The 12228-nt window shown below is 63.0% G+C and carries 15 protein-coding genes; 6 read left to right on the top strand and 9 right to left on the bottom strand.

Annotated features, from left to right (window positions below; translation table 11 throughout):
- Nucleotides 1–84: 84 nt before the first annotated feature.
- Together AC5ZGW_RS18980 and AC5ZGW_RS18975 are read right to left on the bottom strand one after the other, a co-directional pair.
- Complete coding sequence (locus tag AC5ZGW_RS18980; protein ID WP_130229085.1) at nucleotides 85–306, bottom strand: hypothetical protein; 222 nt, start codon at nucleotides 304–306, stop codon at nucleotides 85–87.
- A gap of 327 nt (nucleotides 307–633) precedes the next feature.
- Nucleotides 634–945 (bottom strand): hypothetical protein, encoded by a 312-nt coding sequence (locus AC5ZGW_RS18975; RefSeq protein WP_496113945.1) that lies wholly within the window; start codon nucleotides 943–945, stop codon nucleotides 634–636.
- 118 nt (nucleotides 946–1063) lie between these two features.
- Between AC5ZGW_RS18975 and AC5ZGW_RS18970 the strand changes: the two genes are divergently transcribed.
- The 3 genes from AC5ZGW_RS18970 to AC5ZGW_RS18960 all read left to right on the top strand — a co-directional run bounded on the left by AC5ZGW_RS18970 (nucleotide 1064) and on the right by AC5ZGW_RS18960 (nucleotide 2972).
- The gene (locus AC5ZGW_RS18970; RefSeq protein WP_028165133.1) at nucleotides 1064–1462 is read left to right on the top strand and encodes a metallopeptidase family protein; all 399 of its coding nucleotides are present in this window, start codon (nucleotides 1064–1066) and stop codon (nucleotides 1460–1462) included.
- Nucleotides 1463–1543: 81 nt separating this feature from the next.
- The gene (leuD, locus tag AC5ZGW_RS18965) at nucleotides 1544–2149 is read left to right on the top strand and encodes a 3-isopropylmalate dehydratase small subunit (protein ID WP_208829809.1); all 606 of its coding nucleotides are present in this window, start codon (nucleotides 1544–1546) and stop codon (nucleotides 2147–2149) included.
- A 37-nt stretch (nucleotides 2150–2186) separates the two neighbouring features.
- Entirely contained in the window at nucleotides 2187–2972 is a 786-nt protein-coding gene (locus AC5ZGW_RS18960; protein ID WP_130229084.1) for a glycosyltransferase family 32 protein, read from the top strand.
- A gap of 8 nt (nucleotides 2973–2980) precedes the next feature.
- On the opposite strand, the gene AC5ZGW_RS18955 is transcribed toward AC5ZGW_RS18960, so the two are convergent.
- Nucleotides 2981–3859, bottom strand: a complete 879-nt coding sequence (locus AC5ZGW_RS18955; RefSeq protein WP_130229083.1) for an HpcH/HpaI aldolase/citrate lyase family protein — start codon at nucleotides 3857–3859, stop codon at nucleotides 2981–2983.
- 95 nt (nucleotides 3860–3954) lie between these two features.
- Here AC5ZGW_RS18955 and AC5ZGW_RS18950 point away from each other — a divergent pair, with 95 nt between their 5' ends.
- Complete coding sequence (locus tag AC5ZGW_RS18950; RefSeq protein WP_130229082.1) at nucleotides 3955–4605, top strand: carbonic anhydrase; 651 nt, start codon at nucleotides 3955–3957, stop codon at nucleotides 4603–4605.
- A gap of 44 nt (nucleotides 4606–4649) precedes the next feature.
- On the opposite strand, the gene AC5ZGW_RS18945 is transcribed toward AC5ZGW_RS18950, so the two are convergent.
- Together AC5ZGW_RS18945 and AC5ZGW_RS18940 are read right to left on the bottom strand one after the other, a co-directional pair.
- Nucleotides 4650–5201, bottom strand: a complete 552-nt coding sequence (locus AC5ZGW_RS18945; protein ID WP_130229081.1) for a TIGR00645 family protein — start codon at nucleotides 5199–5201, stop codon at nucleotides 4650–4652.
- Nucleotides 5202–5238: 37 nt separating this feature from the next.
- Complete coding sequence (locus AC5ZGW_RS18940) at nucleotides 5239–6273, bottom strand: aspartate-semialdehyde dehydrogenase (RefSeq protein ID WP_130229080.1); 1035 nt, start codon at nucleotides 6271–6273, stop codon at nucleotides 5239–5241.
- A 362-nt stretch (nucleotides 6274–6635) separates the two neighbouring features.
- On the opposite strand from AC5ZGW_RS18940, the gene AC5ZGW_RS18935 reads away from it, so the two are divergent.
- Nucleotides 6636–7031, top strand: coding sequence for a hypothetical protein (locus tag AC5ZGW_RS18935; RefSeq protein WP_130229079.1), 396 nt, complete (start codon nucleotides 6636–6638; stop codon nucleotides 7029–7031).
- Nucleotides 7032–7182: 151 nt separating this feature from the next.
- Here the strand turns inward: AC5ZGW_RS18935 and leuB are convergent, their stop codons facing one another.
- The gene (gene leuB, locus AC5ZGW_RS18930) at nucleotides 7183–8295 is read right to left on the bottom strand and encodes a 3-isopropylmalate dehydrogenase (RefSeq protein WP_130229078.1); all 1113 of its coding nucleotides are present in this window, start codon (nucleotides 8293–8295) and stop codon (nucleotides 7183–7185) included.
- Between the two features lie 139 nt (nucleotides 8296–8434).
- Between leuB and AC5ZGW_RS18925 the strand changes: the two genes are divergently transcribed.
- Nucleotides 8435–9625, top strand: a complete 1191-nt coding sequence (locus AC5ZGW_RS18925) for a YbfB/YjiJ family MFS transporter (protein ID WP_130229077.1) — start codon at nucleotides 8435–8437, stop codon at nucleotides 9623–9625.
- A 154-nt stretch (nucleotides 9626–9779) separates the two neighbouring features.
- Here the strand turns inward: AC5ZGW_RS18925 and AC5ZGW_RS18920 are convergent, their stop codons facing one another.
- The 3 genes from AC5ZGW_RS18920 to AC5ZGW_RS18910 all read right to left on the bottom strand — a co-directional run bounded on the left by AC5ZGW_RS18920 (nucleotide 9780) and on the right by AC5ZGW_RS18910 (nucleotide 11914).
- Nucleotides 9780–10565 (bottom strand): molybdopterin-dependent oxidoreductase, encoded by a 786-nt coding sequence (locus AC5ZGW_RS18920; RefSeq protein ID WP_130229076.1) that lies wholly within the window; start codon nucleotides 10563–10565, stop codon nucleotides 9780–9782.
- 17 nt (nucleotides 10566–10582) lie between these two features.
- Nucleotides 10583–11212 carry a cytochrome b/b6 domain-containing protein gene (locus AC5ZGW_RS18915; protein ID WP_130229075.1) on the bottom strand — a complete coding sequence of 210 codons (630 nt, stop codon included), beginning with the start codon at nucleotides 11210–11212 and terminating at the stop codon, nucleotides 10583–10585.
- A 147-nt stretch (nucleotides 11213–11359) separates the two neighbouring features.
- Nucleotides 11360–11914, bottom strand: coding sequence for a fasciclin domain-containing protein (locus AC5ZGW_RS18910; protein ID WP_130229074.1), 555 nt, complete (start codon nucleotides 11912–11914; stop codon nucleotides 11360–11362).
- Nucleotides 11915–12228 lie beyond the last annotated feature (314 nt).

The raw sequence follows: 12228 nt of genomic DNA, 5'->3' as shown, positions 1-12228 counted from the left end.
CCATCATGCCGATTTCGCGGCCAAAATCAAAACAGGCCCGTTGCTAACGGGCCTGTGCGCTCTGCGTTGAATGCCGCGTGCCTGTTAGCGGCGCCAGTGGCGGCGAGGATGCGGGCGGTGCCAACGGTGATGGCGGCGGGGCTGCCAGCGCACTTCGGTCGTCCCCGACATCTGCTTCGGAGCATCCTGAACCGCCGCAGCAGCGCCGGGGCTGTTCAGCGAGAGCGCGTGAGCATGCTCGCCCGGCACGGCAAGAGCAAGCAGTGAACCGGCGGCAACCAGCCCCAGAAGTTTTGTCACTTTCATTTTTTTGTTCTCCCGAACGTCCTCGGATGTCACGTCTGCAACCATCGATTCGAATCGAGTGAGGCTGCCGCGACGCAGGTCGCAAGCAGAAGCGGACGACGTGAATGTGGAGGGAATGAATCTGCGCCGCGGACGTGAACGCAGGACTGCGCGTTTCAGTTCCCTGACAAAGTCAGGAATTCTGGCCGCCCGCGGTATTGGCGATTGGCGATGCGGCTAGAGCTGATCCGGAAAAGTGGAGACCGGTTTTCCGAAAAAGATCATGCTCAAACAAAGAGCTAGAGCGGGATGACGATTCGAAGAAAGTCATCACGCTCCAGCGGGAAGCTAACCGGGACGCCAGTAGCAGTGCATGCGCGGTGTGATCACGGTCCCGCTCGGCCGGTATTCCTGCACATAGTGGGCAGTGCAATCGCGCACGGCGTTCGGGCCCGGATTGTAGCGCGGAATGACATCCGGTTCCCAGTGATCCTGGCGGTAGATCGGAATCCGTCGCAGCGGCCGCCGACGTTGCGCGGAGGTCTCGGAAATGGTGGGCGTAGTCGCCTGCACAGCAGCCCTGGCCGATGGCGCCGTTTGCGCCTGCGCGCTCGCTACCGGCAGCGAGGCTCCCGCCAAAGCCGCCAGTAGCATTCCCATCACGATCCGCCGCATCACGCCCACCCAAAGTCCTGTTCGCGGGCCGTACGGTCTCCGATTGCCGCGACAAGGTCAACAGCGCTGGCGCCCTGTGCGAAACTCGCGCTAAACAGACGCCATGTGGACCACAGCCAAAGCGCCGTCGCTCGCCGAAATGGAGGTCATGGCGCATGACGTTTTCGAGCGCCTGCCCCAGCGTTTTCGCAGTCTTTGCGAAGGCGTGATTATCCGCGTCGACGATTTCCCGACCGACGAAGTCATGGACGAGATGGGCTGCGAAAGCGAATTCGACCTGCTCGGCCTGTTCCAGGGCATAGGTCTGCCGCACCAGAGCCATGGCGACATCCCGCATTTGCCCAACATGATCTGGCTCTACCGCCGGCCGATCCTCGACTATTGGGCCGAGCACGAGGAGACGCTGGGCCACATCGTCCGCCACGTCCTGGTCCATGAGATCGGCCACCATTTCGGCCTTTCGGACGCCGATATGGAGGCGATCGAGGCTGCCGCAGGCTAGGATTGCGTAAATTGGCCTTTTTTCAGGGGGTTTTTCGGGATAGATAACCCCTATCCCACCTTGAACCGGGAAGTGCGATCGATGGAAAAATTTACCAAGCTGGAGGGCGTCGCGGCGCCATTGAAGATCATCAATGTCGACACTGACATGATCATCCCCAAGCAGTACCTGAAGACCATCAAGCGCACCGGCCTTGGCAAGGGGCTCTTCTCGGAGCAACGCTACAAGGACGATGGCAGCGAGAATCCCGACTTCGTGCTGAACAAGCCGGCCTATCGCAATGCCAAGGTCCTGGTCGCCGGCGACAATTTCGGCTGCGGCTCGAGCCGCGAGCACGCACCTTGGGCGCTGCTCGATTTCGGCATCCGCTGCGTGATCTCGACCTCGTTCGGCGACATCTTCTACAATAACTGCTTCAAGAACGGCATCCTGCCGATCCGCGTTGCCCAGGAAGACCTCGACAAGCTGTTCGACGACGCTGAGCGCGGCGCCAATGCGACGCTGACGATCGACTTGGCGAACCAGGAAATCCGCGGTCCCGACGGCGGCGCCGTGAAGTTCGAGATCGACCCGTTCCGCAAGCACTGCCTCATCAACGGTCTCGACGATATCGGGCTGACGATGGAGAAGAAGTCGTCGATCGACGACTACGAGGCCAAGGCCAGCCGCGAGCGCGCCTGGGCCTGATCTTTCCGCTCCGGATCATGCTCTAGAGGGACGGCGCATGCGTCCGGACGTCGTTAGCTTCTGGCACGGTCCGCTCGACCGGCTGCGGCTGACCTGCCTGCGTTCGCAGGTCGCGGCCGGTCACAAGGTCACCGTCTACAGTTTCGATCCGCTGCCCGGCCTGCCCGACGGCGTCGGCAATGCGGAGGCCGAGGCAATCCTGCCGCATGCGTTCTCCGAGAAACTGCGCCCGCCGGGGCCGGACGGGAGCTGGCACGGCTGGACCATCCTGCAGTTCAGCGATTTCTTCCGCATGCGGCTGATGACTGAGCGCGCTGGCGTTTGGCTCGATGCCGATGTGCTGCTGCTGAAGCCGATCGAGATCGATCCGGCCAAGCCTTATTTTGCGTGGGAGCGGCCGCGCCAGCTCGGCAACTCCGTGCTTTATCTGCCACCGGACGATCCGATCGTGCGCGCCTTCGAAGGATTGATGAAGCAGGAGGAGCTGACGCCGGAGTGGCTCGCGCTTCGTCATCGCGTCGTCTTCGCGCTGCGACGCCTGCGCGGCGTTTCCGACCGTCTCTCCGATATCCGGATCTCGCTCTACGGCCCGCCGGCGATCACCGCGCTCGCCCGCCGCGCAGGGGAGTTGCAATACGCCCTGCCGAAGCAGTCATTTTACGCCGTGCACGCCGAACCGAAATTGTTCTTCGAACCGCGCGACTTCTCGAAACTGCTCGGCAACCCCGACGTCATCGGCCTGCACATCTCGCCGAAAGGCCGCGGCCACGAAGCGCCGATCCCGGGCAGTCTCTACGCGTGGGCGGCGGAAAAATTTCGCTAACCGTCGTCTCAACCCTTCATTGCTGCGATCGCATCCGCGATTGCGATCGTGCGGCGCGCCATCTCGGCGTGGAGTCGCTCCACCATGCGGCCGTCGATCTGGATCGCGCCGCGCGAGGCATTCTCCGGCTTGTCGAACGCGGCGAGGATCTTGCGGGCTTCCGCCACTTCTTCCGCCGGCGGGGTGAAGATCGCGTTGCAGGCTTCGATCTGGCCCGGATGGATCAGTGTCTTGCCGTCGAAACCGAGATCGCGCGCTTGTGCGCATTCGGCGGCAAAGCCATCGACATTGGCGAAATCGCTATAGGGACCGTCGAGGATCTCCAATCCGTGCGCGCGCGCCGCCAGGATGCAATGGGTGATCATCGGAATCATGATCGCACGGCCCGGCTGCATCTTGATCCGCGTCTCCCGCGAAATGTCGTTCGGGCCGAACACGAAACCCGCAAGCCGGGTTTCGGAATCCTTTGAGGCCGCGGCGAGTTCCTCGGCATGCAGCACCGCACGCGCGGTCTCGATCATGGCCCAGACCCGGATCGAGGCAGGCGCGTTGATGTCGCTCAGGCGGTCGGCAATCGCATTGAGGTCGTCGACGCTGGAGACCTTGGGAACCAGGATGCCGTCGGGCTGCGCCTTGCCGGCCATGCCGATGTCGTCGACCCACCACGGCGTGTCGAGGCCGTTGATCCGGACCAGCACCTCGCGCTTGCCGAAGCCCTTGGCCGCCACAGCCGCAGCAATCTGGTCCCGCGCCAGGCCCTTGGCGTCCGGCGCCACCGAATCCTCGAGGTCGAGGATGAGACCGTCGGCCGGCAGGTTGCGCGCTTTCTCCAGCGCCCGCGCGTTGGATCCGGGCATAAACAACAGGCTGCGGCGCGGACGGGTCATGGTCGTTTCCTTTCGGTCGTTTCCATCCCGCCTATCATTTCGGCCATCGCTCCGAAAGCCTTGTTCCGGTCATCGGCTTGTGGTTAGGCAAGGGCATGGAGCTCTTCCCGAAAAATCTGCTCGACGGCTACCGGGCTTTCGCCACGCAGCGGCTGCCCACGGAACAATCCCGCTACCGCGAATTGTCCGTGCGCGGCCAGTCACCCGAAGTGATGGTGATCGGCTGCTGCGATTCCCGCGTCTCGCCGGAAGTGATCTTCGACGCCGGGCCGGGTGAATTGTTCGTGGTGCGCAACGTCGCCAACCTGGTTCCGGTCTACCAGCCCGACAGCGGCGCCCACGGCGTCTCGGCGGCGCTGGAATATGCCGTCAGCGTGCTCAAGGTGAAGCACATCGTCGTGCTTGGCCATGCCCAATGCGGTGGCATCCGCGCCTTTATCGATAAAATCCAGCCGCTGTCGCCCGGCGACTTCATCGGCAAATGGATGCAGATGTTCATCAAGCCCGGCGAGATAGTCGAGCAGCGCGAGCATGAGACGATGCAGGATTTCACCATCCGGATCGAGAAAGCCGCGGTGTTCCGCTCGCTGGAGAACCTGATGACGTTCCCGTTCGTGCGCGAGCGGGTGCAGAAGGGCGAGACGAGCCTGCACGGCGCCTATTTCGGCGTCGCCGAAGGCTCGCTGTTCGTGCTCGACCGGACGACGAAGGAATTCGTGAGTGCGCGTATGGCGGGTAGCGAGTAGCGTAATTCCACTCGCTATTCGCTACTCCCTATTCGCCAATCAACCTAATCCGCCCCGTGGCCGGCGCCCCAGCGGTCCGACAACGCCAGGATCAGGGTCGAGATCACGAACACCAGGTGGATGCCAACCAGCCATCCGAGCTTCTGCGCGTCGAAGATCGCATCGATGTTCAGGAAGGCCTTCAGCACCTGGATCGCCGAGATCGCCACGATCGAGGACAGCAGCTTCTGCTTCAGGCCGCCGAAATCGACCTTGGTCATCCATTCCGGCCAGTCCGGATGGCCGGCGGGATCGATCCGGGACACGAAGTTCTCATAGCCCGAGAACACCACGATCAGGATCAGATTGCCGGTCAGCGACACGTCGATCAGTGAGAGCACGCCGAGGATGATGTCGGATTCCTTGGCGTACGGCACGTGCAGGATGAATTCCCACAGCAGCGCGACGAATTTGTAGAGCAGCACGGCGAGGCTGACGACGAGACCGAAATAGAACGGCGCCATCAGCCAGCGGCTGTTGAAGATCAGGCTTTCGAAGCCGATCTCAACGCGTTTCAGCCTGGGATCAGGCCGATAGGGAACCGGCTCGTCGGTCATCGATTCCGGCTCCCCGGTCATTCACCAATCGCGACTCTCAGGCCGCCTTCTTCTTGGCGGTGAGCAGCTTTCGGTTGATCAGGCATTCGGCGATCTGGATCGCATTCAGCGCGGCGCCCTTGCGCAGATTGTCCGACACGCACCACAGCACGAGCCCGTTCTCCACCGTCGCGTCCTCGCGGATGCGGCTGATATAGGTGGCGTCCTCGCCCGCAGCCTCATAGGGCGTGACGTAGCCGCCGGGCTCCTGCTTGTCGATGACGAGACAGCCCGGCGCATTGCGCAGGATGTTGCGCGCCTCATCCGCCGAGATCGGGTTCTCGAACTCGATGTTGACGGCTTCCGAATGGCCGACGAAGACCGGCACGCGCACGCAGGTCGCGGAGAGCTTGATCTTGGGATCAAGAATCTTCTTGGTCTCCGCCATCATCTTCCACTCTTCCTTGGTGTAGCCGTCCTCCATGAACACGTCGATGTGCGGGATGACGTTGAAGGCGATGCGCTTGGGGAATTTCTTGTTGATCAGCTCGTCATTGGTGTAGACGGCCTTGGTCTGTGAGAACAATTCGTCCATCGCGTCCTTGCCGGCGCCCGAGACCGATTGATAGGTCGAGACCACGACGCGCTTGATCGTCGCCTTGTCGTGCAGGGGCTTCAGCGCCACCACGAGCTGCGCGGTCGAGCAGTTCGGATTGGCGATGATGTTCTTCTTGGTGAAGCCCGCCGCCGCGTCCGCATTCACTTCCGGCACGATCAGCGGCACATCCGGATCCATGCGCCAGGCCGAGGAATTGTCGATCACGACCGCGCCGGCAACGCCGATCTTCGGCGACCATTCCTTCGACACCGCGCCACCCGCCGACATCAGGCAGATGTCGACATCGGAGAAGTCGTAATGCTCGAGCGCTTTGACCTTCAGGGTCCGATCGCCATAGGAGACGTCGACGCCGACGCTGCGGCGCGAGGCCAGCGCGACCACCTCGTCAGCCGGGAATTTGCGCTCGTCCAGAATGCCGAGCATTTCCCGCCCGACATTACCGGTCGCACCCACCACCGCGACTTTGTAACCCATCGTTCATTCTCCGAGGAAAAATGCTCGCCCGCGCAGTCTGGCGGATCAGGAAGCGCAGCGCTTCTATGCGAGAAACGCCGTTAAGACAACGTTAGTCGTAGCGCTTTGCTGGTCCGGCCGCCTCGCGCCGTGACGCTATGTAATCACTTAGAGGCCGGCCGCCATCGGTTGCGGCGCCGTCGATGATGGCGTTATCGCGGCAAGGCACTGGTTTTCATGAAACTTTTGCGCTTCCCGCGGCATTATTGCGCGCGGGTGTGGCGCATTTGACCTAGTTGCGACCGTTGCGCCAAGGCTACAATATGGCCAAATCAGATGGGCGATCTGCCAGCCCCGCGTGCGGGCACAGTGACGAGGATGAAATGACTGCCAAATTCCCTGCTGCGACCAAGCTCGCGGCATTTTTTGCCACCGCCGCGGCCGTGGCCGGTCTCCTCGCCAGCCCTGCCGATGCCCAGAGCAGGCGTCAGGACCAGCTCCGGTATGACCGCGACGGCCGGGTCACTTACGGAGGCCAGGGGCCCAACCGTTCCTACCAGCAGGGACCGCGCACCCGCGTCTTCGTGACCACCCGCTCCTGGCTCGATGCCGGCACCGAGGTGCTGCCGGGTGACCGCAAGTTCCAGGACTACGCCTTCCCGTCGCCGTTCGGGTACCCGGACTTCGCGCGGGAAAACCTCAATCGGCCGATCGACCGCCAGCCGCTCAACCCGCCGTCGGATTTGGGTGGCGAGCCGACCCGGTTCCCGCTGTATTGAGCTGACCCCACCTTGGTCGTCCCCGCGACGGCGGGGATCCATAGCCACAACTGCGCGTTGCGGCCCTAACTGCGGCCCCAGTCTTGCTTGATCACGTCCACCGGTGGTTATGGGTCCCGGCACAAGGCCGGGACGACACCGGTGTTACGGCCTAAGCGTGCAGCTTCTGCAATTCCTTCAGAATTGCTTCGCCCATCTGCGTGGTCGAGGCTGATGTCGCGCCTTCGGACTTGATGTCTGCGGTGCGCAGGCCGCTTGCGAGCACGGCGGCGATTGCGGCATCGAGCTTGTCGGCGAGCGCACCCATGTCGAAGGAGTAGCGCAGCGCCATCCCGAACGAAGCGAGCATCGCGATCGGGTTGGCAAGGCCTTGGCCTGCGATATCCGGCGCCGAGCCGTGCACCGGCTCGTACAGCGCCTTGCGCTTGCCGCTCTTGGCATCGGTCTCGCCGAGCGAAGCCGACGGCAGCATGCCGAGCGAGCCGGTGAGCATCGCCGCGATGTCGGACAGCATGTCGCCGAACAGATTATCGGTGACGATGACATCGAACTGCTTCGGCCATTTCACCAGCATCATGCCGCCGGAATCGGCGAGCTGATGCTCCAGCGTCACATCGGGGTATTCGCGCTTGTGCACCTGGGTGACGACCTCGTTCCAGAGCACGCCCGATTTCATGACGTTGCGCTTTTCCATCGAGGTCACCTTGTTGCGGCGCTTCTTGGCAAGGTCGAAGGCGACGCGGGCGATACGCTCGATCTCGTAGGTGTCGTAGACCTGGGTGTCGATGGCGCGCTTCTGGCCGTTGCCGAGATCGGTGATGGTCTTCGGTTCGCCGAAATAGACGCCGCCGGTGAGCTCGCGCACGATCACGATATCGAGCCCTTCGACCGCCTCGCGCTTCAGGCTGGAGGCATCCGCGAGCGCCGGATAGCATACGGCGGGCCGCAGATTGGCGAACAGGCCGAGATCCTTGCGCAGCCGCAGCAGGCCGGCCTCGGGCCGCACCTCATAGGGAACGCTGTCCCATTTCGGCCCGCCGACCGCGCCGAAGATCACGGCATCGGCGGCTTTCGCCTTGGCCATGTCGCCTTCCGAGATCGAGACCTTGTGCGCATCATAGGCGGCGCCGCCGACCAGCCCCTCTTCGGTCTCGAAGGTGGCGATTCCTTCCGCCTTGAGCCAGCCGATCAGGCGCTTCACCTCCGCCATCACTTCGGGGCCGATGCCGTCGCCGGGCAGGAGCAGGAGCTTGTGGGTCGCCATGGGGTGTTCGCCTTGAGATCTAAGGAAATCCGCGCGGAGTGCTAAAGCGCTGTTGCGCGGTTGGCAAGACACCATTCCCGGAGCTGGCCTGTGCAAGCATGGCCAGGCCTGCCACAATGCGGGCCTGCCGGAGTTCTCAGTGAAAGCCCCCGACCTTCCCCCATCTTCCGCGCACCCCGCGCGGCTGATTCTGATCCTGTCGCTGGCGCCGACCGCGGGGCTCGGCATCGGCCGTTTCGCCTATTCGCTGGTGCTGCCTGATATGCGCGAGCAGCTTGCGTGGTCCTATTCGGCGGCGGGCTTCATGAACACCATCAACGCCGCCGGCTATCTGATCGGCGCGCTGCTCGCCGCACGGCTGATCCGGCGCTTCGGGCTGGTGGCGTCGGTACGCTGGGGAACGCTGGCCTGCGTGGTGTCGCTCGCGCTTTGCGCCATCACCGCGAACTACGTGGTGCTGAGCTTTGCGCGGCTGCTCGCCGGCCTTGGCGCTGCTGCCGGCTTCGTCGGCGGCGGCGCGCTTGCGGCGATGATCGCGCAGACGCGGCCCGAACGCGCCAATTTCCTGCTCAGCCTGTTCTATGCCGGACCCGGCAGCGGCATCCTGCTGTCGGGGCTGGTGGCGCCGTTCGTGCTGCAATGGTTCGGCCCGGGCTCGTGGTGGATCGTGTGGTGGGCGATGACACTGCTCGCGGCCATCATGACCATTCCGCTGTGGCTCGCATCCTTCCCGTCCGATGCCATGACCAGGCAGGAGTCCGCGGCGAAGTTCGCGATAGCGCCGGTTGCGATCTATCTCGGCGGCTATTTCCTGTTCGGTGCCGGCTATATCGCCTACATGACGTTCATGATCGCCTATGTGCGCGACGCCGGCGGCGGCGCACTGGCGCAAAGCGCCTTCTGGAGCCTGATCGGGCTGAGCGCTTTCGTAACACCGTGGGTGTGGCGCGGCGTGCTGGGGCTCAACCGCGGCGGGCTTGCCACCACGATCATCCTCGGCGTCAACGCGATCGGCGCTGGCCTACCGATTTTCGGACACTCGCCGCTGCTGCTCGCAGTCTCCGCCCTGGTGTTCGGCGTCGCCTTCTTCGCAGTGGTGGGATCGACCACGGCCTTCGTGCGCTTCAACTATCCGCCATCGTCCTGGCCGACTGCAATCGCGGCGCTGACGATCTCGTTCGGGATCGGCCAGACCATCGGGCCGATCGTCGTCGGCGCGATCACCGATGCTGTCGGCAGCCTGTCGGTCGCGCTGAACATATCGGCGGCGATGCTGGCGCTGGGCGCGATCCTCTCGGCGTTCCAAAGGAAGCTGGACGTGACGGCGTAGGTAGGCGCGCTTTCCCGGCGTCGTCATTGCGAGCGGAGCGAAGCAATCCATAGTGCGGCAAGTGGAGACATGGATTGCTTCGCTTCGCTCGCAATGACGGGTGCTGTCATTCCGGGCAGCGCGAAGCGATGAGCCCGGAATGACAGCGAGAAACTCAGCTTCCGCTAAACGAATTGTAGCCCTGGTCTTCCCAGTAGCCGCCTTTGTAGTCGTTGGTGACTTCCATCGAGATCACATATTTCGGGTTCTTGAAGCCGAGCTTGGTCGGGACCCGGATCTTCATCGGATAGCCGTAGGCGCGCGGCAGGATCTCGTCGGCGAATTTGAAGGTCATCTGGGTCTGCGGATGCAGCGCGGTCGGCATGTCCAGCGGCGAGTTGTAGCCGTCCTTGTCGGCGCACTGGAACCAGACATATTTCGCGCGGGTGTCGGCGCCGACGAGCTTCAAGAAATCGCGCAGCGGCGTGCCGGTCCAACTGCCGATCGCGCTCCAGCCCTCGACGCAGATATGGCGCGTGACCTGCTTGACCTGCGGCAGCTTGTAGAGCTCCTCCAGCGTCCACGGCTTGTTGTTTGCGACCAGGCCGCGTACCTCCAGCTTCCAGTCCTTGCCGTCGATGTCGGGCGCTTCGTCGACATCGTAATAGCCGTTGAACGGAAACGGCTTGGTGATGGCGCTTTCAGGAAAGGTCGGCGCCAGCGCATTCGGATTGAACATCCAGGCCTGCACCGCATCGTTGAACTTCGAAACCTGCGCCAGCATCGTCTCGGCCGAGGAGCTGTCGATGACATCGCAGCCGGTGAGCAGCGTCAGCGCCCCCAAGCTGGCGCCGCCGGTGATGAAACGCCGGCGTGTCAGATCAGGCATCAGCTTCACGGCGTCCTTGACCAGGAGCTTCTTGTCGACGCCGGGGATCAAGAGCTTGCGGATACGACCCATCGTCTTTCTCCCTTAACTCAGCGGCCGATGATCATGGCGCGCAGACTCCTCGGCACCAGGATGGCCAGCGCGACGTGAATGACGAGGAAGGCCACGATCAGCGCCATGCAGATGAAATGGACATAGCGCGCGATGTCATAGCCGCCGAACAGCGCGGTCAGCCACTGCAACTGCACCGGCTTCCAGATCGACAGCCCCGACAGCACGATGATCACACCGACGATGATGATGCCGGCATAGAGCAGCTTCTGCACGTAATTGTACTTGGCGAGATCGTCATGCGAGAGCTTGAAGGTCAGCGCCGCCTTGGTGTCCGAGATCACGCCGCTTGGGGTAATCGGCAGCAGCTTCCTGCGGAAGCGGCCGGTGACGAAGCCAAGGACGAGATAGACCAGGCCGTTGACCATCAACAGCCACATCGCGGCAAAGTGCCAGAGCAGCGCGCCGCCGAGCCAGCCACCGAGCGTGATGCTGCGGGAGAAGGTGAAGTTGAACAGCGGCGAGGCGTTGTAGATCTGCCAGCCCGACATGATCATCAGGATCATCGCCACCGCATTGATCCAGTGCACGATCCGCACCCAGGCCGGCTGGATCACCTTGCCCGTGCTGGCGGCGGCATGCTCGTTGCTGACTGCAAGGCTCGACATGGCTGTTTCCCTGCTCGGGGTTCGTTACCGATCTATACGCCCGGATCGGGGCCTTGTTACCGCGACACCCGGTATCAATGCGATACGAACGGCGCTTCGCGGTCACAAAAAAGCGAGCCGGGTTTCCCCGGCTCGCTGGTCTCTCGCTTAGGAGGCAGGCATCAACACGGTGTCGACCACATGGATCACGCCGTTCGACTGGTTGACGTTGGAGATCGTCACCGTCGACCAGTTGCCCTTGGCGTCGCCGATCCAGACCTTGCCGTCCTGCTTCTTCACCGTCAGTTCCTCGCCCTCCACTGTCGTGAGCTTCTTGCCGTCGGCAAGGCTGGAGGCTTCATACTTCCCGGGCACGACGTGATAGGTCAGGATCTTGGTCAGCGTCGCCTTGTTCTCCGGCTTGACCAGGGTTTCGACGGTGCCGGCCGGCAGTTTGCCGAACGCCATGTTGGTCGGCGCGAACACGGTGAACGGGCCCTTGCCTTCCAACGTGCCAACGAGGCCGGCGGCCTTCACCGCGGCGACGAGGGTGGTGTGGTCCTTGGAATTAACCGCGTTCTGGATGATGTTCCTGGACGGGAACATCGCGGCGCCGCCGACCATCACGGTCTTTTCCTCGGCGCGAACCGGCGCCATCACGCTTGCGGTGAACGCCAGCGCACTGAACGCTGCGGCGGCGAGAAGTGCTGTACGTTTCAACACGGACAATCTCCCGTTTGGCTAACAATGACCGGCGGAGCTGCCGCCGGGGATGAAGGCAACGACGGTGCGGCTATTCGATTGCGCCGTCGTTCGCCGCAGCTACGGGAGGGTTTTGGATGTGGTTTCGCGGGGTAATTTATCGTGATGGCTGAAACTATCTGCAAGCGTGGCCGTGGGGTGACGTGCGTAGCCCGGATGGAGCGCAGCGCAATCCGGGGCCACTTGATCGGCGGATGCTGAAGTGCACCCTTATCGTGAGACACGATAATCAGGGACAGGTGCCCGCCGCTTGAGGCGGCAGGGCGGGTTGATGG

It is taken from the genome of Bradyrhizobium sp. Crot121 (assembly GCF_059512385.1).
This window is presented reverse-complemented; position numbering and strand designations above follow the sequence as displayed.

Excerpts from the sequence above, each read along its gene's own strand:
- AC5ZGW_RS18955 (WP_130229083.1), bottom strand. The coding sequence starts at position 3,859 with ATGACCCGTCCGCGCCGCAGCCTGTTGTTTATGCCCGGATCCAACGCG.
- AC5ZGW_RS18960 (WP_130229084.1), top strand. The coding sequence starts at position 2,187 with ATGCGTCCGGACGTCGTTAGCTTCTGGCACGGTCCGCTCGACCGGCTG.
- AC5ZGW_RS18950 (WP_130229082.1), top strand. The coding sequence starts at position 3,955 with ATGGAGCTCTTCCCGAAAAATCTGCTCGACGGCTACCGGGCTTTCGCC.
- AC5ZGW_RS18945 (WP_130229081.1), bottom strand. The coding sequence starts at position 5,201 with ATGACCGACGAGCCGGTTCCCTATCGGCCTGATCCCAGGCTGAAACGC.
- AC5ZGW_RS18970 (WP_028165133.1), top strand. The coding sequence starts at position 1,064 with ATGTGGACCACAGCCAAAGCGCCGTCGCTCGCCGAAATGGAGGTCATG.
- leuB (WP_130229078.1), bottom strand. The coding sequence starts at position 8,295 with ATGGCGACCCACAAGCTCCTGCTCCTGCCCGGCGACGGCATCGGCCCC.
- AC5ZGW_RS18940 (WP_130229080.1), bottom strand. The coding sequence starts at position 6,273 with ATGGGTTACAAAGTCGCGGTGGTGGGTGCGACCGGTAATGTCGGGCGG.
- AC5ZGW_RS18975 (WP_496113945.1), bottom strand. The coding sequence starts at position 945 with ATGGGAATGCTACTGGCGGCTTTGGCGGGAGCCTCGCTGCCGGTAGCG.
- AC5ZGW_RS18980 (WP_130229085.1), bottom strand. The coding sequence starts at position 306 with ATGAAAGTGACAAAACTTCTGGGGCTGGTTGCCGCCGGTTCACTGCTT.
- leuD (WP_208829809.1), top strand. The coding sequence starts at position 1,544 with ATGGAAAAATTTACCAAGCTGGAGGGCGTCGCGGCGCCATTGAAGATC.
- AC5ZGW_RS18915 (WP_130229075.1), bottom strand. The coding sequence starts at position 11,212 with ATGTCGAGCCTTGCAGTCAGCAACGAGCATGCCGCCGCCAGCACGGGC.
- AC5ZGW_RS18935 (WP_130229079.1), top strand. The coding sequence starts at position 6,636 with ATGACTGCCAAATTCCCTGCTGCGACCAAGCTCGCGGCATTTTTTGCC.
- AC5ZGW_RS18920 (WP_130229076.1), bottom strand. The coding sequence starts at position 10,565 with ATGGGTCGTATCCGCAAGCTCTTGATCCCCGGCGTCGACAAGAAGCTC.